Raw genomic sequence first — 20,234 nt, 5'->3', positions numbered from 1 at the left:
GGGACTGTGTGTGCTGCGCTCGCGGGTTTCCCGCGGGCGCAGCACACGCGTCTGTGGCCCACGGCGGCCGGCCGGTCCTCGTCGTGGGGGACTCAGGCCCCCACGCTCACCGTGAACCGCCGCGGGTTGCCGTCGTTCGCGGCGCCCGAGACGTCCGGCTGCCCGTCGGGGCGCACGTCGTCGTACGGGAAGGCGTAGCCGATCGGGGTGTTGGCGTGGACGACGCGCGACCAGTGGTTGGTCGCCACGCCCTGGTAGTAGTCCGCGGCCGAGGTGCCGTTCGGCTGGTCGGGGTGGGTGAGCATCAGGGAGCGGTTGAAGCCGGCCGCGAGCCGGGCCAGCAGCGCCTTCTTGTCGTCGGGGTCGCCCGGGTTGTTGGCGAACGGGCCGTGGTTGCAGGTGAAGACGTCCTTGGAGGCCGGCCTGGTGAAGGAGTGCCCGCCGTCGAAGGTCAGGAGGTCGCCGCTCACCCGGCCGGTGCGGACACCGCGACCGCCCTGCAGATCGATCCGCAGATCGGTGGAGCGGTACTTCTCCCAGACCTGGTCGATGTAGGCCGTGAACACATCGCGGAACGGCATCTCGTCCGGCCGGTCGAAGAACGGCGCCATCAGGTTCTGCGGCGAGATCACCCGCAGCACACCGCCGTCCGCACCGCGGATCACCAGCTTGTCCCACGGCTGTCCGTCGGCGGCGGCCTGGGCGGTGAGACCGTCGGCGATCCGCTGGACCGCACCGTCCGGGAGCGGGGCCACGGTGTGCGTGCTGTCGCCCTCCAGGGTCAGACCGATCGGCAGAGCGGTGACGAGGTCGACGTAACTGATGTTCGCGTACAGCTGCTGAGGATTGAAGGTGAACTCGCAGAACGACCAGGTCCGACCGTAATTGGCGTCCGTGGACGTGGCGAACGCCGGCTCGACGAGGGCGGGGCCGGGGTTGAGATAGAAGGTGAGGGTGTCGTCGCGCACGAAGTAGACGCGAGCCCCGTACATCTGAGGGAGCGTCAGCACGACCGGTGCGCCGCCCGCCGCGGTCAACGGGATCGCGCAGTCGACCGGCAGTGGCGTCTGCGGCGCGGCGGGGGAGTCGGGACGGTAGACACCGCCGTCGGCACGCAGCAGCACCCAGCGGCCGGTGCCCTGCTCATGGCCGGTGACGTAGGCGTTGACCCTGCCCGGCAACGAGCGGTTCTGCAGGGCGAGTTCGCAGGTCGCGGGGGCGGCGGAGGCGTGGGGGCTCAGGGCGGTTCCCCAGAGGGGGTAGGTGAGAGCGGTCGCCGAGGCTGCGGCGCCACCCGTCAGGAACAGTCTGCGCGAAATCACGAGAGGACTCCCGAGGTGTGTGGGGGGCCACGGACGGGGCGATCGTGCGGGAACGGGGCGGGGCGTCCGCGGTGCGCACCACTCTCGTGTTGGCCGGGACGGGCGTCAAGACTTGTGCTTGAGAGCGCTCTCAAAAATTGGAAGTCTTCACAACTCGACGCTTTGATGCCCCTGGCTGGGCTGCACCGAGTCCAGGGAAGACTCGGGGGGCGGAGGGGCAACCCCTGGGACGCCACCCGGAGGACAACCCCGATCACGTCCCGGTGCCTTCCCTGATTCGCGTCTCACGCGGTTGTGGCCCGGTTGCCACGCTGTCACGTTCGACCAGGGGGCAACCCCCTGTTCCCCTGTGCAGGACCATGGAAAGGACTTCATGCAACCGCTCTTCAGGGCGCTCACCGGAGTGCTCGCCGCTGGAGTACTCGCCGGAGCATCGATGCCGGGCGCGGAGGCGGCGGATGCCGGCCCTCCCGGCAGAAGCCCGGCGACACAGAATGCCATCGACTGGAAACCGTGCCCCAAGGACGCCGCAGCGGAATGCGGGACCCTGCGCCTGCCCGTCGACTGGGCACGCCCGTCGGCGGAGAAGTTCGATCTCGCGGTGGCCCGCCGCAAGGCGACCGATCCGGATCGACGGATCGGCGTGCTGCTGGTCAACATGGGTGGACCGGGCGATTCGGGGGTGGACTTCGTCGTACGGCGTGCCACGTCCCACTTCAGCACGGACGTCCAGGAGAGGTTCGACATCGTCGGGTTCGACCCACGGGGTGTCGGAGGCAGCCAACCGGTCAAGTGCTCAACGAAGTTGCTGGACCAAGCGCCGTCGTCCTACCCCCGCGACCAGGCGGAGTTCGATCAACTCGCCGAGTACAACCGGGCATTACGCCAGGACTGCCGACGGCACAGCGGCCCGGTCTTCGACCACGCCGACACCCTGAGCGTCGTCCGGGACATGGACGCGATCCGCAGGTCGCTGGGCGAGAAGAAGATCAACTACTTCGGCCACTCCTATGGCACGCTGATCGGCGAGCAGTACGCGGAGCAGTACGGCGGCCGGATCCGGACCATGGCCCTCACCGCGAACATCGACCACAGCCTCGGCGCCCGGGAGTTTCTCGTCTCCTCGGCGGCCACGGCGGAGGACTCGTTCCACCAGTTCGTGAAGTGGTGTGATTCCACCAGCTCGTGCGCCCTGAACGGCCGGGACGTCACCGCCGTATGGGACGACCTGCTCGCCAGGGCGGACCGAGGGGAGATACACGATCCGCGGAGCCCCGACCAGGCTCTCACCGCGACCGCGATCGCATTCAAGGCCTTCAAGGAGTACTTCTACGGCCCCCACTGGGACGAGCTGGCCACTTATGTGGCCGGGCTCGACGCACAGGAACGGGAACCGAAGGAAAGGCGGCCGACTCAGCAGCCTCGACCACGGACACCGCAGGGAGCAGAGGAGCAGACCCGCGCGGAACCGTTCTCCGCGGTGTTCTGCCAGGACTGGCGGTTCCGGCCGAAGGACTACAGGGAGTACGCCGGTCTGACCGAAGCCGAACTACGGGCCGCACCGCACCTGCGCGGCTCGCCACGCGTACACCCGGCGGTGGCCGGATGCGTCGGCTGGCCGAACGAGGTGAACAACCCGCAGCACCGTCTGCGCGTCACCGAGGCACCCGAGATCCTCATGCTGCATTCGCTGCACGATCCCGCGAACAACTACGCGTGGGCGACCAATGTGCACCGGCAGACGCGCGGGACGACCGTCCTGCTGCCGTACGAGGGCGCGGGTCACAGCGTCTACGGGCGCAGCGACTGCACACGCGGCGCCGTGGACGACTACCTCATGGAGCGGAAACTCCCGGGCGCCGGGAGCCGCTGTGCCCCCGCCGCGCAGAACTGATCGCGAAGGGACGGGCCACCGGCCGACGACGGCCGAAGGCGGGCGCCTGTGAGCCAGGCGGCTCCCGCGTACCAGTTCGTGAGGGGCGCCTGGAGCCGACCATGTCGGCCCCAGGCGTGTCGATATCGGCTGTCGCCGGATGGCTGCTCAGGTGTGCGTGCCCGAGGACGCGGCCGCCGACGTTCCGTGCGACGATCGCTTCTCCGAGCCTGACGCCCAGCACGGCCGCGGGCTCCATGCACGGATCGATGCAGGTGATCAGGTACAGCTGCTTGAAGGGGATGAACGGGATCCGGGGGACGTCGGCCTGGGCACCGGAGGCCGCGAAAGCCTGGTTGCGCTCCAGGTACGGGGTGAAGTTCGACATGGCCGATTCCTTCAGGGGGCGGTGGCAGCCTGGGCTTGTGGGGCCGGCACCGCGTGCGTGGCGTCGATCTCCGCGATGCGCGAGCCGGCCCGTTCGGCGATGAACCGCAGGCGGGCGGCAGCAAGCCCCCAGGCGCCACCATCGCCCACGAGGGGATCACGTGCCAGGCGGGATGGCCCGGCAAGGGAGAGATGAGCGTCGTGCGCCGGCGGACTTGCCATCAGTGACCGAGTCCCCGGCAAGCGGCTGGACGGCGAGCGACGTGCTCCGCCGGTGGCCCCAGCTACCCTCCGGTCATGGAGCCGCTCGCCGCGTGTTCGGGTGCGGAGGACTCCGGCGACTCCGCGCGGCTGATCGTCGAGGTCGGCCGGTCGAGCCGCCTGGCGATCTCCGCGTGGGTGAGCCCGTCGACGAGTCCGGCCGCGATGCGCTGACGGTCCCGCTGGGTCAGCCGCCCACTGGCATGCCGCCAGTATTGCCTTTGCTTTCACTCATTGCAACGAATCATTGCGTTCGATCGCCGCTCATTGCATCAATTTACTGCACTCTATCTGCGCAAACGCATTTCGAATGATTGACGATTTTCCGAATGCAACGTAGCTTTCGACTTCTGTCAAACACGTGACGTCGCGAGATGAGGCACAGTCATGAGCGAATCCCTCCACACCGTCACGACGCTGCCGACGGAGCGTCAGCCCGGCTGCCCCTTCGACCCGCCGGCAGAGCTGATCGACGCACGTCGGCACGGCCCCATCAGCCGTTGCACCCACCCCGGCGGAAAGCCCGGCTGGCTGATCACTGGATACGACCTGGTCAGGTCGGTCCTGGCCGACTCGCGGTTCAGCTCGCGCAAAGAGCTCCTGAACGTGGTCGACTTCGAGATCCCTCCGGCGCCACCCGGCGAGTTCCTCCTCATGGACGAACCACAGCACGGGCGCTACCGGAAACCACTGGCGGGCAAGTTCACCGCACGGCGGATGCGCGTGCTCACCGAACGCATCGAGCAGATCACCACCGATTGCCTGGATGCCATGGAGAAGGCCGGGCCGCCGACGGACCTGGTGACCGCGTTCGCCAAGCCGATCCCCACCATCATCATCTGTGAGCTGCTGGGGGTGCCGTATCGGGACCGGGACTCCTTCCAGGAACAGATCGACAAGTTCATGAGCGGGGAGACGACCGACGAGGACCTGATAGCGGCCTACACGGCGACCCAGGACTACCTCGCACAGCTGGTGGCCGCCAAGCGTGCGAACCCCACCGACGACGTGCTCAGCGAACTCGCCGACAGCGACCTGACCGACGAGGAACTGCAGGGGATCGGCCTGATCCTGCTGGCGGCCGGGTTCGACACCACAGCGAACATGCTGTCCCTCGGCACCTTCGCGCTGCTGCGGAACCCGGCGCAACTGGCCGCACTGCGCGCCGACCCCGCGCTCACCGACCAGGCCGTGGAAGAGCTGCTGCGGTATCTGAGCGTCGCCAAGACGTTCATGAGGACGGCGCTGGTGGACGTCGAGGTGGGCGGCCAGACCATCGAGGCCGGAACAACGGTCGTCCTGTCGTACAGCACCGCCAACCGTGACCCCGAGCGCTTCACCGATCCCCACCTGCTCGACCTCCGCCGGCAGGACGGCGGCCACCTGGCCTTCGGCCACGGCATCCACCTGTGCCTGGGCCAGCAGCTGGCCCGCGTCGAGATGCGGGTCGCGTTCTCCGCACTGCTCAACCGCTTCCCCACGCTGCGCCTGGCCGTACCGGCTGAAGAAGTCGGCCTGCGCCCGGAGACCGCGGACATCTACGGGGTCAAGAGCCTTCCGGTCACCTGGGACGCATGACCGCGAGAGCCGGTGACGGTCGAGGCCGCTTACGATCGCCCGCCGCCGCTGTGGTTGCTCGCCTGCGGTGATCGACGATGGCTGCGCTCACGTCCGCACCGGCCTCGCCGATATGGCCACGCGATGCGGTGCGGTAGGGGGTCAGCCGGGCCTGCGCCAAGGCGTGAGGTCGAGCCCCGGATACCGCAGCGCCGTCCCGGCCAGCGTCTCCGGTGTCCAGTAGGGATGCCCAGGCGGCGGGAACCCGAATGCCTGGAGCTGGCGCGGGGTGGCCCGCTCGACGAACGTGAACCAGTCCCGCTGTGCGGCGGTGTAGGCCCAGCCCCGGCGCTGACCCCAATGGACCCCGGAGGGACGGAAGTTCAGATGCATGGTGTAGCGGGCGCCGCGCGGCGCGGTCATGGCCGTTGCGCGATGGACGGTGCCGATCTCGAAGGCGACGACTGTCCCGGCCGGACCGGCCGCGGACACCTGCGCTCCGTACAGGTGCGGGCTTCCGCTGCCGTCATGGAAGCGGGTCTTGCTTTCGAGGCCGGGCCGCAGATGCCTGTCGGGCACGGCAGGGAGGTCGGCCGTGTGCTTCCGGGAGACAAGGTGTGCCGGGCCGAATTCCTCGGGCACGTCCGCCAGGTACACGAACATTTCCAGCTGGCGGAAGCCGGGTGCGGTGCTGGGCACCAGGAGGGTGTGGCCCAGGTAGTCGCGGTGCAGGTCCTGGTCGTAGTCGCTGGCGCCGGCGTACTTCGCCCAGGCCTCCGCCCCGTAGATCTGGAAGCCGTCGTCTTCCAGCAGCGTCTCGGCGAGCGTCAGGATCCGGTGGTTCACAGCCAGCAGGCTGATCTCCGTGCCGGCGAACGGGAAGTAGTCGATCCCGGCGAACTGGTCGCCGATGAAGCGCTCGCGTCGCGCATCGGTTGCGTCGTGGAACCCCTCAGCGGACGGGAAGAGCAAGTCCAGTTCGCCCGTCGCGGGCTCCAGCTCATCGGCTGGGATGAAGCCGGGGAGGATGACGAAGCCGTCTTCACGCCACGCTTGTGCCGCTTCTTCGAGGTCCATCGGGCCAGAATCATCGGGTGGGTTGACGCGGGCAAGCGGTTTACCGTCCGAAGTGCCCATCTCTATCGGCCGGTTGGCCAGTCCGCACCTGAGTCGGAATCACTGACGGGTGGGGCGGGTGTCCACCTCAGGGCGTGGCACCGAGGAAGGCGGCCCAGGCGGCAGGGGGAACGGTGAGGACGGGGCCGGTGTGCTGCGCGTCGAGGTCCACGACAGCGGCGACGGGGAGGTGCGCCCCGTCGCCGCGGACCCGGCTCCCGATGCGGAGGGCGGGTGCGGGCTGCTGCTGGTGGCGGCGCTCGCCGACAAGTGGGGTGTGGGGGGACGGGATACCGGCAAGGTGGTGTGGTGCGAGTTCGTGGTGCGTGGACCGGACCCGTGCCCGGAGCCGTACGGGCTCGCCGATGTGCTCTCCGGATGAGGTGACACGGTCACCCCCGAGACCTCCGGCGGTCGGCCGGTCTCTCGCCGCAGGTGGAGGATTCCTGCTGTCCGACCTATTCGGCCGACAGTTGCTGCAATAGGGGATTAATGCCGACCGGGCCGAAGTGGCTGTCGTCGCACAATGAATACCTCACTGTCTCTCTCGGCCCGGCTTGTCTTCCTTGTCGCGTACCGATATCGGGCATCCCGGGCCGACGGTGCCGAAGGCCGGAAGATTTCCCTGCCGCGCGGTTTGCCGCCGGGCCGGGCGGTGTACTACTGGGTTGTTCGACGCGCCACAAGATCGATCACGACCTGTCCACCGCCGTTCATTTCTTGTAATGTTCCTGCCAGTCACCGCGCGTAGAATTCCTGTTGGACACCGAGTCCTGACAGGTAGTCGTTCCGCACCTCCGCGCCCGGACTGCCGCCAGTGCTGGACGGTCGTGGTGTTAGCAGTTGTTCCTGACCTGATCCGGTTGTCAGGGGGCACCCGTACGGCCGGCCGAGAGTATGAGGCACGTTCTGTGAAGGTTCGTACGAGGTGGTCGAGCATCCTCATCGCCGGGGGATTAGCAATGGCGCTGCTGACAGGCTGCGGCTCCGACGATCAGATCTTTGCATTCGACAGCAAGGAGAAGATGGTCGTCGGGATGTCCGACGGCATTCTTGCGACAGATCCGGCCGCGGGGTACGACCCCGGGTCCTGGCTGTTGTTCAACAATGTCTTCCAGTCCTTGTTGAGCTTCCCGCCCGGGGCTTCCATACCTGTGCCGGAGGCCGCCAAGAACTGCGGCTTCTCGGACGGCAGCAGGACCTACACCTGCACTTTGCGTGACGGGTTGAAGTTCAGCAACGGCCACAGCCTCACATCGGAGGACGTCAAATACTCCTTCGACCGGGCAATCGAAATCAATGACCCGGCGGGCCCGGCGCCGTTGCTCTCCACCATTTCGGCGATCAGTGCCCCGGACGAAAAGACCGTCGTCTTCCGTCTCAAGGTGCCCGACGCCATCTTTCCCAGCAAGATCGCATCGGGTGCCGGGTCCATCGTGGACCATAGGGTCTACCCCAAGGACAGGCTGCTTCAGGGCGGCAAGGCGGTTGGTTCCGGTCCCTACATGCTGGATTCGATCGACAAGTCGAAGGCCGAATTCTCGGTCTATTCCGGCTACCACGGCACGGCCGAGGTGAAGAACAGCGGCGTGACGCTGAAACTCTTCCGCGGTGACCAGCAGGCCCTCAAGTCATCCCTGGAGAAGGGCGATGTCGACATCGCCTACCGTGGCCTCACCGCCAAGGCCATAGCCGCCCTGGACATGTCGCCCACCGCGGAGAAGAACGGCATCGAGGTCGTCCAGGGCGACAGCGCCGAGGTCCAGCACATGGTCTTCAACATGGCCGACCCCGTGGTCGGCAAGCTCGGTGTGCGCAAGGCCATCGCCTATCTCGTCGACCGCAACTCCCTGGTCAGCAAGGTCTACCAGTCCACGGCGGCGCCGCTCTACTCGATCATCCCGGCCGGCATCACCGGCCACGGCACGTCCTTCTTCGACACCTACGGCGACAGCGCGCAGCCTCAACGCGCGAAGGATGCCCTGGAGGCCGCCGGGATCACCGACAAGGTGAAACTCACCCTGTGGTCCACGCCGAGCCGTTACGGGCCCGCCACCGACGACGAGTTGCAGACCATCGCCGATCAGCTCAACAAGAGCGGTCTCTTCGAGGCGAAGATGAAGTCCGTCCCGTTCGACCGGTACGAGAAGGACATCGCCGACGGAAAGTACGGGATCTACGTCAAGGGATGGGTGCCGGACTATCCCGACCCCGACAATTTCACTCAGCCGTTCTTCGGCAAGGGCAATGTCCTGTCGAACAATTACGAGAACAGCGAGATAATCAAGCGGATCATCCCGCAGACTTCGTCCGTGACCGACCGCTCGAACACCCGGGAGGAGTTCGGCAAACTGCAGGACATCGTGGCGGAGCAACTGCCGCTCCTGCCGCTGTGGCAGGGAAAGCAGTACGCGGTCGCCCACGAGAACGTCCGGGGCCTGCAGAACTGCCTGGACACGTCGACCGTCTTCCGGTTCTGGGAGCTCGGCACGGCACCGTGAGTCCGGCTGTCCCGCAGGGCTGACGCCAAGCCTGTCGGGTCGGTGATCTCGCCGGTGAGAGGGGCGTGCCCGCGGGGGCGGCGGTTCTCGTCGGTAGCGCGTCAGTGGCTACCCACGTCGTCGCCCTCGTGAGCGGGTTGGTGATCGGCCCCGGCCTGCGTTCTCAGTCCCCACGCCCGGAGATTCTTGCGCCGGGATTCGCCGGGCGTGCCGCCCCGGTCCTCGTGCGGTAGGCCCGTGGTGTGGTGCCCGTCAGCCGGGAGAAGTGGTGGCGCAGGCTCGCTGGGGAGGCGAAGCCGGACAGTGCCGCCACCCGATCCACCTGGCTCGGTCGTGGACGCGGACCCGTTCCACACCGCGGCCGGAGTGCTCGGCGGCCTCGACCTCTGTCTGCACCTGATCACTCTGGACCATGGCGCACCGGTCGCCATCGAGACGGAGCAGGTCTTCATGCAGCTCCACGCACCCGCCGGCGCCGAGGCCGGCCCGGCACCCCGCGACGGGCCGGGCAGCGCCGCCGACCGCCGTGCCGCGAACCGCCCCGCCTGACGGCCGTCCCGTTCCCCGACGGCCCGCCACCACACCGCGGGCGGCGGACACTTACGGCCTGGTGCACGAGAGAGCGGACCAGGCCGTCACCGTCCACTTGGACTTACGCACGGCGGTTGTTGGACTGGAGCGGCCCGAGCCGCCACACGTCGTTGACGGTGTCCGGCCACGGGCACTACGCAGAGCACATGTCACGAAGATTCACTTCGGCGGGCGCTGTCGCCGCCGCCTCAGCCGCCGTCCTGGCGCTGGTGGGGACCGCGCTCCCCGCCGACGCCGCCGCCCCGTCACCCGCCGCAGTCGAGTCGGCCGTGCCCGCGGACGCCACCGTCATCCAGTCCGCGCAGCTTTCGGTCGCCGTCGCCGACGACTTCCCCCGCGTCCTGGCGTACACCGACAGGGCGAGTGGCGGCCGACTGCTCGGCAGCACGCAGCCGGTCACCGCCGTCACCCTGAACGGCACCGCGCACCCCGTGAAGCTCAAGGGCTCGCCCACGGTCACCGGCTCGGTCGTCCGCTACACGCTGACCTTCACCGACCTGCCCGGCATCGAGATCGACGCCTCGCTCTCCGTCTCCGGACGCGCCACCACCTTCAAGGTCACGGCCGTCCGCGACACCGAGGCGTTCCGCGTCGGCACCATCGACATACCCGGACACGACCTGGTCTCCGTCGGCTCCACGGACACCGGCGCCGCCACCGCCTTCACCCGGCTGGACAACGACTCGACGAAGACCGCCGACGTCTTCGCCCCGGTCACCGCGGACACCGCGCCCGACAAGGCACCGGCCGGCGCCTCGTACGCGATCGTCAACACCGGCTCCCTCGCGGCGGCCGTCGAGTCCAACTCCTCGTACGACAAGCCCTCCGGTGCCACCGGCGGCGACGACGCCCGGTTCTGGCACCAGGCGCGCAAGGCGGACGACGGCAGTGTCCGGGTCGGGGTCTGGTCCGGACAGTGGACCTACCGCGGCGACGGCGCGCCGAAGCCCGAGAGCGGGGACGACCTCCCCTGGGCGAAGGTCGTCGTCACCCCCGACGCCAACGGCGACAAGAAGGTCGACTGGCAGGACGGAGCCGTCGCGTTCCGCTCCATCGGCATCAAGGCGCCCGGCAGCGAGGACACCCCGGACCGGGTCATCACCCACATCCCGTTCAACTTCGCCAGCCAGGCCACCCATCCCTTCCTGCGGACCCTGGACGACGTCAAGCGGATCTCGCAGTCCACGGACGGCCTCGGGCAGCTGGCCCTCCTCAAGGGGTACGCCTCCGAGGGGCACGACTCCGCCCACCCCGACTACGGCGGCGACTACAACAAGCGCGCCGGCGGGCTGAAGGACCTCAACGAGCTCCTCAAGGACGGCAAGAAGTGGGGCGCCACCTTCGGCGTCCACGTCAACGCCACCGAGGCGTACCCGGAGGCCAGGGCGTTCGACGAGCAGCTCGTCGACAAGACCAGGCCGGGCTGGAACTGGCTGGGCCAGAGCTACTACATCGACCAGCGCCGCGACATCAACAGCGGCGACCTGGCCAAGCGCTTCCAGCAGTTGCGCGACGAGACCGACCGCAATCTGAGCTTTCTCTACATCGACGTCTACTACACGCACGGCTGGATCGCCGACAAGACCCTCCAGGCCGTGCAGAAGCAGGGCTGGAACGTCGGCAGCGAATGGTCCGACAAATTCGAGCGCGGCACCCTGTGGTCGCACTGGGCCAATGACCTCGACTACGGCGGGGCCACCAACAAGGGCCTCAACTCGAAGATCATCCGCTTCATCCGCAACGGCGAGCGGGACACCTGGAACAACGACCCGGTCCTCGGCCAGACCGCCATCGACGAGTTCGAGGGCTGGACCGGCGAGACCGACTGGAACGTCTTCTACGACAACATCTGGCAGCGCGACCTGCCCGCCAAGTACGCCCAGCAGCAGAAGATCATCCGCTGGGACGGCAACGACATCACCTTCACCGGAGACGTCCGGGGCACGGTCGAGGACGGCAAGCGGACCTTCTACGACCACGGCCGCAAGGTCCTCAGCGGCACCGACTACCTGCTGCCGTGGGACGGCGGCAAGAAGCTCTACCACTACAGCAGGTCCGGTGGCACCAGCACGTGGGCCGTGCCGTCCAAGGGCGCGTACACCGTCTACGAGCTCACCGACAACGGGCGCGTCAAAACCGGCACGGTCAAGCCCGTCGACGGGAAGATCACGCTGACCGCCGAGGCCGGACAGCCCTACGTCCTCTATCCGGACCGGGCGCCGAAGGCCGTCGACGTCCAGTGGGGCCAGGGCACCCCGGTCGACGACCCCGGCTTCAACGACAACGGGCTGAGGGCCTGGTCGAAGACCGGAACCGTCGCCCGTGACACCGACGACAAGGGCCGCAACAGCGCCGAGCTCTCCGGCGGTTCCACCGCGGCGCTCTCGCAGCGCATCGACGGCCTCAAGCCCGGCAAGCGCTACACCGCGTCCGCGCTCATCGAGGTCCAGCCCGGAAGGACCCGGCACACGACGCTCTCGATCGGCGGAGGGTCCGTCGCCGTGGACCGCTCCACCGCGAAGGACCACGTCGCCGCGTCCGACTGGCACGGCACGTACTTCCAGCGCGCCGAGGTCAACTTCACCGCCCCGGCGAACGGCCGCGCCACGCTCCGTATCGAGGCGGCGGCGGGCAGCACGGCGACGGTACGCGCCGACGACGTACGGATCGTCGCCAATGCCCCGGCGACCAGGAAGAACACGGTCGTGTACGAGGACTTCGAGGACGTCGACCAGGGCTGGGGCCCCTTCCTCAAGGGCGACGCGGGCGGCTCCACCGACCCCCGGACCGTCATCTCCCAGCTGCACGCCCCGTACACCCAGGCAGGCTGGAACGGAAAGCTCGTCGACGACGTGATCGGCGGCAAGGAGTCCCTCAAGGCCCACGAGGAGAACGGCGGACTCGTCTACCGCACCGCGCCCTGGACCGTGCCGATGACCGACGGCCACCGGTACAAGGTGGAGTACGACTACCAGTCCAGCCACGCCGGGGCGTACGAGTGGGTCGACGGCTACGACCGGATCACCGCCGAAGGCAAGCCGAGCTCGGTCGAGACCCGCGCCACCCCCATCGGACAGCAGCGCACCACCGGCCACTTCTCCGAGACCGTCACCGCGGGCTGCGGCGACACCTGGACCGGGCTGCGCAAGCGCGGCGACGCGCCCGACGGCGCCGACTTCGTCCTCGACGCGTTCACCGTGACCGACCTCGGCCCGGCCCCGGCCGGTGAGATCGCCGCCTGCGGCACGCTGGCCGTCGACGCGGGCGCCGAGACCCTGGAGCCGGGCGCGGCCAACACCGTCAAGGCGAGCTTCACCAACTACGAGGCCACCGCGGCCACCGGCGTCGCGCTGAGCCTGACCGTCCCCCAGGGCTGGAAGGCGGAGCCCGCGGGCGCCGTCGCCTTCGACTCGGTCGCGGCGGGCGCCCAGGTCACCGGCAGCTGGCGGGTCACCCCGCCGGTGGACGCCAAGTACCAGACCTACGGCCTGAGTTCCGAGGCGTCGTACACGGTCGCCGACGCACGCCGCACGCTCGGCGCGCAGACCTCCGTACGGACCCTGCCGCCGCCGCCCACCACCGACAGCTGGGCCAGCGACCTCGACTGGACGGCCGCCGAGAACGGCTGGGGCCCCGTCGAGCGGGACCTCTCCAACGGTGAGCAGGGCAGCGGCGACGGGACCCCGCTGACCATCGGCGGAACCGTCTACACCAAGGGCCTCGGCAGCCATGCCCCGGCGAGGATCCGCTACTACCTGGGCGGCCGGTGCACCAGCTTCACCGCCCAGGTGGGCGTGGACGACGTACAGACGTCACGCGGCAGCGTGCAGTTCGGCGTCACGGCCGACGGCACCGAGAAGGTGAAGTCACCGGTCCTGAAGGCGGCCGACAACGCCTGGCCGCTGACGGCGGACGTCACCGGTGCCAAGTACGTCGAACTCGTCGTCGGCGACGGCGGGGACGGCAACGGCAACGACCACGCGGACTGGGGTGACGCCCGCTTCCATTGCGGTGGTTGAGATCGCAGGATGCGGGGTGGGTACGCACCGTGCGCACCCACCCCGCATCCCGCGTGCGATGGCGTACCCCCCCGACGACCTGGAGCCGCACATGCCGAACCCGCCCGTATGGCCGCGCCGTACCCTGCTCACCCTCTCGGCCGCCACCGCCGTGGCGCTCTCCCTGCCCGGATCCGGGACGGTCGCCACCGCCGCCGAGGCCGACGAGTTCGACGTCCTGCGCCGACGCTGGGCCGACATCGCGCTCGGCTCGGGCTACGACGCGGCCGCCGAACCCTTCGCCTCCCGCCTCACCGGGACCGGCACGCTCGCCCGGGGATTCCGGACGACGATGAGCCCGGCCACCGGCTCGCTGTGGCCCGGCATCCCGTACGACCCGCCGTCCGGCATCACCCAGAGCTACGGGCGCCTGTGGACGATGACCCAGGCGTACGCCCAGCCCGGCACCGGATCGACCGGCGACGCCGCTCTCCTCGCCGACATCGTCCGCGGCTACGACCACCTGGCGCAGACCGCTTACCACGCCTCCGTCACGCCCTACGGCAACTGGTGGGAGTGGCAGATCGGCAGCCCGCGCATCCTCATGGACATCACGTCCGTCCTGTACGAGCAGCTCGGCACGGCCCGCGTCGAGGCAGCCTGCGCCGCCGTCGACCACTTCGTCCCCGACACCGTGCTCCACGACTACAGCGGCACCTCCACCGGCGCCAACCGCGTCGACCTGTGCCGCTCCGTCGCCCTGCGCGGCGTCCTCGGCAGGGCCCCCGCCAAGATCGCACTGGCCCGGGACGCGCTGTCACCCGTCTTCCCGTACGTCACCGGGGGAGACGGCCTGTACGCGGACGGATCGTTCATCCAGCACACCACCATCGCCTACTCGGGCACCTACGGCCAGGTCATGCTCGACGGCCTCGGCCGCCTGTTCGCGCTGCTCGCCGGATCGAGCTGGGCCGTCACCGACCCGGCCCGTCAGGTCATCCTCGACAGCGTCGAGCGGGCGTACGCGCCGCTGATCTACAACGGCCTGGTCATGGACAGCGTCAACGGCCGTGCCGTCAGCCGCGGACTCCTGAAGAGCGACGAACTCAGGGTGATGCGCGGCGACCACTTCCACGGGCAGGGGATCATCGCCGGGATCGCGCTCCTCGCCGCGGGCGCCTCGGCCGCCGAGCGCGACCGGTGGCACGGACTGATCAAGGGCTGGATCGCCCGCGACCGGACCAGCCCGGTCCTCACCGCCCGCCAGTTCGGCATCGCGGACCTGGCCCGGCTGCACGCCGTCCAGGCCACCGCCGTACCGGCCGCGCGCGAACGGGTGGGCCACCACCTCTTCGCCGGCATGGCCCGCGCCGTGCACCGGCGCCCGCACTGGGCCGCGGGCATCTCCATGGCCTCGGAGCGGATCTCGCACTACGAGTGCGGCAACGGCGAGAATCCGCGCGGCTGGCACACCGGCGCCGGGATGCTCTACTGGTGGCCGGGCGAGAACGAGAACGACCAGTACACCGACTGGTTCTGGCCGACCGTCGACTTCTACCGGCTGCCCGGAACGACCGTGTCCACCAAGCGGCTCGCCGACCGGGCGGGCGGCGAATGGGGCGCGCCCAAGCCCGCGGTGACCTGGGTCGGCGGCGCCACGGACGGCGAATTCGGCGCGGTGGGCCAGCACCTCAAGGGCCTCGGCTCGACCCTGGAGGCCCGCAAGTCGTGGTTCTGCGCCGCCGATACGGTCATCTGCCTCGGCGCCGGCATCACCGCCACCGACCAGGTCCCCGTCGAGACGATCGTCGACAACCGCATGCTCGGCGAGGGCGGCACGCAACCGCTCACCGTCGACGCCTCCACCACCCCCCGCTGGGCCCATCTGGAGGGCCACGGTGGCTGGGTCCTGCCCGGCGGTGCCGAGCTGCGCACCCTGCGCGAGGACCGCACCGGAGCCTGGTCCGACATCAACACCACCAGCTCCACCGAGCGCCGCACCCGCCGCTACCAGACGCTCTGGCTCGACCACGGCACCGACCCCGTCGACGCCGACTACGTCTACCTGCTGATGCCCGGCGCCTCCCGGCGCGCCGTCACCGCCCGCGCGGCCGACCGGAAGTGGCTGACGGTGCACGCCAACACCGCAGCCGCGCAGGCGGTCGCCGTCCCCTCGCTGGGGCTGACCGCCGCCAACTTCTGGCAGCCGGGCGCGGCCGGTCCGCTCTCCGTCACGGCCGCGGCGAGCGTGCTCGTGCGGGAGGGGCGGCGCACCACCACGGTGTGCGTCAGCGGGCCGGACCGTACCGGTGCGCCGGTGGACGTGGTCTGGGACCGGCCGGTGCACGAGGTCGTCACGGCGGACCCGGGTATCGAGGTGCGCGCCACCGGCCGACGGCTGGTGCTGAGGATCCGCCCGGGGACCGAGGGAGGCACCCTGCGGTGTGACGTCCGGTAGACACCGGGTGACCGGAGTGTGTCCGGGGGCTGGGAGCGGTGCTCTGTCCGGCCGGTCCGCACCGGCCCGCGACCCGCTCAAGGGGCTCGCCTCCCGCGGGGCCCAGGAGGAATGGGGCCGCACGGCCGGGGTATTCTCGCCGGATTCCGCCGTGCACGCCGAGGGCGGGGCGGTCGAGAGGCGGATCGGCAGTCGGCTCACCGATCAGCGGGTGCCGCTCCGCCCGGACGTCTCCGACGTCATGCCGGCCGCTGTCCGGGAGGCCTTCCGCGAGGCGGTGCCGCCGACCGTCGCTCACCCCGGCGACCCGGTGCGGCACCGGCTCGAAGGCGTTCGGAAGGTCCCGGACGCCCATCCGGCCGACACCCCGAGGCTGACAGGAATGTGCAGCAGACCACAGTGGGCCTTTGTCGGACCCGGACAAAGACGGACCCGCAGGGGCTGGTACTTCGCGTGCATGTCGCCATGATTCTGTCCGGCTCCACCAGGAAACGGGTCAGGAGACTGTACGGAGTCGACGGCAGGATTTGCTTGCCGGGCTTCGTAGGGTCGGTACATGACCGTTGTGGACGAAACCCCGGGCGAGCCGAGTGACACCCGTGGCCGTGTGGCCGAACTGCTGGCACTGCGCGAGCAGGCCCGCCGCGGACCGAGTGACCGCGCGACCGAGGCGCAGCACGCCAAGGGCAAGCTGACGGCGCGTGAGCGCATCGAGCTGCTGGTCGATCCGGGTTCGTTCAAGGAGGTCGAGCAGCTCCGCCGGCACCGGGCGACCGGCTTCGGCCTGGAGGCGAAGAAGCCGTACACCGATGGTGTCATCACCGGCTGGGGCACGGTCGACGGCCGTACGGTCTTCGTCTACGCGCACGACTTCCGGATCTTCGGCGGCGCCCTGGGCGAGGCCCACGCCACCAAGATCCACAAGATCATGGACATGGCCATCTCCGCCGGTGCCCCGCTGGTCTCGCTGAACGACGGCGCGGGCGCCCGTATCCAGGAGGGCGTGTCCGCGCTCGCCGGATACGGCGGGATCTTCCAGCGCAACACCCGGGCCTCCGGTGTCATCCCGCAGATCAGCGTGATGCTCGGCCCGTGCGCGGGCGGCGCGGCCTATTCCCCGGCGCTCACCGACTTCGTGTTCATGGTCCGTGAGACCTCCCAGATGTTCATCACCGGACCGGACGTCGTGAAGGCGGTCACCGGCGAGGAGATCACCCAGAACGGCCTCGGCGGTGCCGATGTGCACGCCGAGACCTCGGGCGTCGCGCACTTCGCGTACGACGACGAGGAGACCTGCATCGCCGAGGTCCGCTACCTGATCGGGATGCTGCCGTCCAACAACCGGGAGAACCCGCCCACCGTGGCGAGCGACGACCCCGCCGACCGGCGCGGCGACGTCCTGCTGGACCTGGTGCCGGCCGACGGCAACCGCCCCTACGACATGCACAAGGTCATCGAGGAGCTCGTCGACGACGGCGACTACCTGGAGATCCACGAGCGCTGGGCCCGCAACATCGTCTGTGCCCTGGCCCGGCTCGACGGCCAGGTCGTCGGCATCGTCGCCAACCAGCCGCAGACCCTCGCCGGCGTCCTGGACATCGAGGCCTCCGAGAAGGCCGCCCGCTTCGTCCAGATGTGTGATGCATTCAACATCCCGATCGTCACCCTTTTGGACGTACCCGGCTTTCTGCCCGGGGTCGATCAGGAGCACGGTGGAATCATCAGGCACGGTGCGAAGCTGCTCTACGCCTACTGCAACGCCACCGTGCCGAGGATCTCGCTGATCCTGCGCAAGGCGTACGGCGGTGCGTACATCGTGATGGACAGCCAGTCCATCGGTGCCGACCTGACCTACGCCTGGCCGACCAACGAGATCGCGGTGATGGGCGCCGAAGGTGCCGCCAACGTCATCTTCCGTCGGCAGATCGCCGACGCCGAGGACCCGGAAGCCATGCGGACGCGCATGGTCAAGGAGTACAAGGCCGAACTGATGCACCCGTACTACGCGGCGGAGCGTGGCCTGGTCGACGACGTCATCGACCCCGCCGAGACGCGCGAGGTACTGATCGCCTCGCTGGCCATGCTCCGCTCCAAGCACGCCGACCTGCCGTCCCGCAAGCACGGCAACCCGCCGCAGTAGCCCGCCGCCCCCGCGGCGGCCCTGCCGAGCCTGCGAAGACCTGCCGAGAAGACGGAGAAACCACCCATGAGCACTGCCAGCGAGTCCGTGCTACGCGTCGAGAAGGGTCTTGCCGACCCCGAGGAGCTGGCCGCGATAACCGCGGTCCTGCTCGCCCGCGCCGCCGCCAAGCCCGCCGCGCCCCCCGCCCATCGCGGTCGCAGCACCGCCGGATGGCGCCGCCTGGAGCGCACCCCGGGCTTCCGCGCCCCGCACTCCTGGCAGGGCTGAGCCCGCCCGGTCCCAGGACGCAGCGCAACCGGAAGGCCCCGCACTCCCGAAGGAGCGCGGGGCCTTCCGCATGTCCGCCGGGCCCTACCGCAGCCGCGCCATCAGCGCGTGCTCCACGAGCGTGATCAGCGCGCTCTTGGCGTCCGCCCGGTGCCGCGCGTCCGTGGTCAGAATCGGGGTGTCGGGTCCGATCTGGAGGGCTTCGCGGACTTCGTCGGGGGTGTAGGGCTGGTGTCCGTCGAAGCCGTTGAGGGCGATGACGAAGGGGAGTCCGCTGTTCTCGAAGTAGTCGACCGCGGGGAAGCAGTCGGCGAGGCGGCGGGTGTCGACGAGGACGACGGCGCCGATGGCGCCGCGGACCAGGTCGTCCCACATGAACCAGAAGCGGTCCTGTCCGGGCGTACCGAAGAGGTACAGGATCAGGTCCTGGTCCAGGGTGATGCGGCCGAAGTCCATCGCCACCGTCGTGGTGGTTTTGTCCCCGGTGTGCGTCAGGTCGTCGATGCCCGCGGACGCGGACGTCATCACGGCTTCGGTGCGCAGCGGATTGATCTCCGAAACGGCACCGACGAACGTGGTCTTACCCACGCCGAAGCCCCCTGCCACCACGATCTTCGCGGAGGTAGTGGAGCGGGCTGCTCCGCCGCTAGAGCTTGCGAAGTCCACTGAGCACCCTTTCGAGCAGTGTCACATCTGGCTGGCCGCCGGCGGACTCGTCGCCGCCGGGCTGATGGATAGCGACGAGTCCGGCCTCTGCCAGGTCGGCTACGAGGATTCGGGCAACGCCGAGCGGGATCGAGAGCAGTGCCGAAATCTCGGCGACCGACTTGATCTCGAAGCACAGCCGGCAGATCCGCTGGTGCTCGGGCAACTGCCCTTGCAACCGGGACGGATCGGCCGTGGTACTGACCAACGCCTCAATGGCGAGTTGGTAGCGCGGTCGGGTCCGGCCGCCGGTCATGGCGTACGGACGGACCAGCGGATTGTGCGCGGCCGGAGCGGTCGGCTCGGGGGCCTGCCGCGGCTGCACGGGCTGAATGCGGGGCGACGGGGGCGAGTCGTAGTGGTGCGGCCGCTGCGGAGGCCATCCGGGGCCCTGGGGGGAGCCCGGCTGCTGCGGCTGCTGATAGGACTGGTACGGCTGCTGGGCGCCCTGTCCGCTGGGTGCGGAGGGGAAGTTGAAACGGTTGTCCCCGTGCTCACCCGTTACGTTCCGGTCACCGTCGTACCGGTGTCCGCCTGGGGGTGTTGTCACGATTCCTCCTCCGCCTGCCGGTCCCGATTCCAGTAGGTCCGCGCCACCGCACCTTATGGCGCGGTGGCGCGAAACGCACTGTCTGTCTACTAGTTAAGAAGACTTCCCTGAAGTTCGGCACGGAGGTCCGGGGTGAGGACGGTGCCCGCGCGGTCGACGAGAAGGGCCATTTCGTACCCGACCAGACCGATGTCGGCGTCCGGGTGGGCGAGAACGGCCAGCGACGATCCGTCGGAGATGGACATGATGAAGAGGAATCCGCGTTCCATCTCCACAACCGTCTGATTGACGGCGCCGCCCTCGAAGATCCGCGAGGCGCCCGCGGTCAGCGAGGTCAGGCCGGAGGCGACAGCCGCCAGCTGGTCGGCGCGGTCGCGCGGAAATCCTTCGGACATGGCCAGCAGGAGTCCGTCGGCGGAGACCACCACCGTGTGCGACACCCCGGGGGTGTTGTCCACGAAGTTGGTGATCAACCAGTTGAGATTCTGCGCCGCCTGGCTCATCG

Annotated in this window: 15 protein-coding genes and 2 pseudogenes; 10 read left to right on the top strand and 7 right to left on the bottom strand. The window is 69.2% G+C overall.

Annotated elements, in window-relative coordinates:
* Positions 1–92: 92 nt before the first annotated feature.
* On the bottom strand, positions 93–1,322 hold the full coding sequence (locus ACIOHC_RS28075) for a glycoside hydrolase family 64 protein (RefSeq protein WP_401844414.1): 1,230 nt from the start codon (positions 1,320–1,322) through the stop codon (positions 93–95).
* A gap of 373 nt (positions 1,323–1,695) precedes the next feature.
* Between ACIOHC_RS28075 and ACIOHC_RS28070 the strand changes: the two genes are divergently transcribed.
* Positions 1,696–3,216: an alpha/beta fold hydrolase gene (locus tag ACIOHC_RS28070; protein ID WP_401844412.1), complete on the top strand. Its 1,521-nt coding sequence runs from the start codon at positions 1,696–1,698 to the stop codon at positions 3,214–3,216.
* 378 nt (positions 3,217–3,594) lie between these two features.
* On the opposite strand, the gene ACIOHC_RS28065 is transcribed toward ACIOHC_RS28070, so the two are convergent.
* Both ACIOHC_RS28065 and ACIOHC_RS28060 read right to left on the bottom strand, forming a co-directional pair.
* Complete coding sequence (locus tag ACIOHC_RS28065) at positions 3,595–3,732, bottom strand: hypothetical protein (RefSeq protein ID WP_401844410.1); 138 nt, start codon at positions 3,730–3,732, stop codon at positions 3,595–3,597.
* Between the two features lie 197 nt (positions 3,733–3,929).
* Positions 3,930–4,034, bottom strand: a pseudogene (locus ACIOHC_RS28060) (helix-turn-helix domain-containing protein); the annotation flags it as partial.
* Between the two features lie 196 nt (positions 4,035–4,230).
* On the opposite strand from ACIOHC_RS28060, the gene ACIOHC_RS28055 reads away from it, so the two are divergent.
* Positions 4,231–5,421: a cytochrome P450 gene (locus ACIOHC_RS28055; protein WP_365693702.1), complete on the top strand. Its 1,191-nt coding sequence runs from the start codon at positions 4,231–4,233 to the stop codon at positions 5,419–5,421.
* Positions 5,422–5,562: 141 nt separating this feature from the next.
* Here the strand turns inward: ACIOHC_RS28055 and ACIOHC_RS28050 are convergent, their stop codons facing one another.
* On the bottom strand, positions 5,563–6,477 hold the full coding sequence (locus ACIOHC_RS28050) for a phytanoyl-CoA dioxygenase family protein (RefSeq protein ID WP_351080754.1): 915 nt from the start codon (positions 6,475–6,477) through the stop codon (positions 5,563–5,565).
* Positions 6,478–6,664: 187 nt separating this feature from the next.
* On the opposite strand from ACIOHC_RS28050, the pseudogene ACIOHC_RS28045 reads away from it, so the two are divergent.
* The 8 genes and pseudogenes from ACIOHC_RS28045 to ACIOHC_RS28010 all read left to right on the top strand — a co-directional run.
* A pseudogene (locus tag ACIOHC_RS28045) lies at positions 6,665–6,898 on the top strand (ATP-binding protein); the annotation flags it as partial.
* A 529-nt stretch (positions 6,899–7,427) separates the two neighbouring features.
* Complete coding sequence (locus ACIOHC_RS28040; RefSeq protein WP_351080752.1) at positions 7,428–9,017, top strand: ABC transporter substrate-binding protein; 1,590 nt, start codon at positions 7,428–7,430, stop codon at positions 9,015–9,017.
* A gap of 333 nt (positions 9,018–9,350) precedes the next feature.
* Positions 9,351–9,566 carry a hypothetical protein gene (locus ACIOHC_RS28035; protein ID WP_401844407.1) on the top strand — a complete coding sequence of 72 codons (216 nt, stop codon included), beginning with the start codon at positions 9,351–9,353 and terminating at the stop codon, positions 9,564–9,566.
* A gap of 188 nt (positions 9,567–9,754) precedes the next feature.
* Positions 9,755–13,627 (top strand): endo-alpha-N-acetylgalactosaminidase family protein, encoded by a 3,873-nt coding sequence (locus ACIOHC_RS28030; RefSeq protein ID WP_401844404.1) that lies wholly within the window; start codon positions 9,755–9,757, stop codon positions 13,625–13,627.
* A 58-nt stretch (positions 13,628–13,685) separates the two neighbouring features.
* Entirely contained in the window at positions 13,686–16,064 is a 2,379-nt protein-coding gene (locus tag ACIOHC_RS28025) for a polysaccharide lyase 8 family protein (protein ID WP_351080747.1), read from the top strand.
* On the top strand, positions 16,051–16,533 hold the full coding sequence (locus tag ACIOHC_RS28020; RefSeq protein ID WP_351080745.1) for a hypothetical protein: 483 nt from the start codon (positions 16,051–16,053) through the stop codon (positions 16,531–16,533). The genes ACIOHC_RS28025 and ACIOHC_RS28020 overlap by 14 nt, the downstream gene beginning before the upstream one ends.
* Positions 16,534–16,620: 87 nt before the next feature.
* Entirely contained in the window at positions 16,621–18,204 is a 1,584-nt protein-coding gene (locus ACIOHC_RS28015) for an acyl-CoA carboxylase subunit beta (RefSeq protein ID WP_376208557.1), read from the top strand.
* 66 nt (positions 18,205–18,270) lie between these two features.
* Positions 18,271–18,474: an acyl-CoA carboxylase subunit epsilon gene (locus tag ACIOHC_RS28010; RefSeq protein WP_351087362.1), complete on the top strand. Its 204-nt coding sequence runs from the start codon at positions 18,271–18,273 to the stop codon at positions 18,472–18,474.
* 84 nt (positions 18,475–18,558) lie between these two features.
* Here the strand turns inward: ACIOHC_RS28010 and ACIOHC_RS28005 are convergent, their stop codons facing one another.
* The 3 genes from ACIOHC_RS28005 to ACIOHC_RS27995 all read right to left on the bottom strand — a co-directional run bounded on the left by ACIOHC_RS28005 (position 18,559) and on the right by ACIOHC_RS27995 (position 20,232).
* Complete coding sequence (locus ACIOHC_RS28005; protein ID WP_014048542.1) at positions 18,559–19,140, bottom strand: ATP/GTP-binding protein; 582 nt, start codon at positions 19,138–19,140, stop codon at positions 18,559–18,561.
* A complete protein-coding gene (locus tag ACIOHC_RS28000; protein WP_376208560.1) occupies positions 19,121–19,729 on the bottom strand; it encodes a DUF742 domain-containing protein in 609 nt (202 codons plus the stop codon). Before ACIOHC_RS28000 ends, ACIOHC_RS28005 begins: the two co-directional genes overlap by 20 nt.
* An 89-nt stretch (positions 19,730–19,818) precedes the next feature.
* A complete protein-coding gene (locus tag ACIOHC_RS27995; RefSeq protein ID WP_030980891.1) occupies positions 19,819–20,232 on the bottom strand; it encodes a roadblock/LC7 domain-containing protein in 414 nt (137 codons plus the stop codon).
* Positions 20,233–20,234: the final 2 nt, after the last annotated feature.

Origin of the sequence: Streptomyces sp. NPDC088252 (assembly GCF_044740965.1) — a bacterium.
Lineage (GTDB): Bacteria > Actinomycetota > Actinomycetes > Streptomycetales > Streptomycetaceae > Streptomyces.
The sequence above is the reverse complement of the archived record's forward strand: the minus strand, read 5'-3'. Positions and strand labels throughout refer to the sequence as shown.

Coding starts and splice junctions, on each gene's coding strand:
- ACIOHC_RS28070 (WP_401844412.1), top strand. CDS start 1,696: ATGCAACCGCTCTTCAGGGCGCTCACCGGAGTGCTCGCCGCTGGAGTA.
- ACIOHC_RS28055 (WP_365693702.1), top strand. CDS start 4,231: ATGAGCGAATCCCTCCACACCGTCACGACGCTGCCGACGGAGCGTCAG.
- ACIOHC_RS28050 (WP_351080754.1), bottom strand. CDS start 6,477: ATGGACCTCGAAGAAGCGGCACAAGCGTGGCGTGAAGACGGCTTCGTC.
- ACIOHC_RS28030 (WP_401844404.1), top strand. CDS start 9,755: ATGTCACGAAGATTCACTTCGGCGGGCGCTGTCGCCGCCGCCTCAGCC.
- ACIOHC_RS28025 (WP_351080747.1), top strand. CDS start 13,686: ATGGCGTACCCCCCCGACGACCTGGAGCCGCACATGCCGAACCCGCCC.
- ACIOHC_RS28015 (WP_376208557.1), top strand. CDS start 16,621: ATGACCGTTGTGGACGAAACCCCGGGCGAGCCGAGTGACACCCGTGGC.
- ACIOHC_RS28010 (WP_351087362.1), top strand. CDS start 18,271: ATGAGCACTGCCAGCGAGTCCGTGCTACGCGTCGAGAAGGGTCTTGCC.
- ACIOHC_RS27995 (WP_030980891.1), bottom strand. CDS start 20,232: ATGAGCCAGGCGGCGCAGAATCTCAACTGGTTGATCACCAACTTCGTG.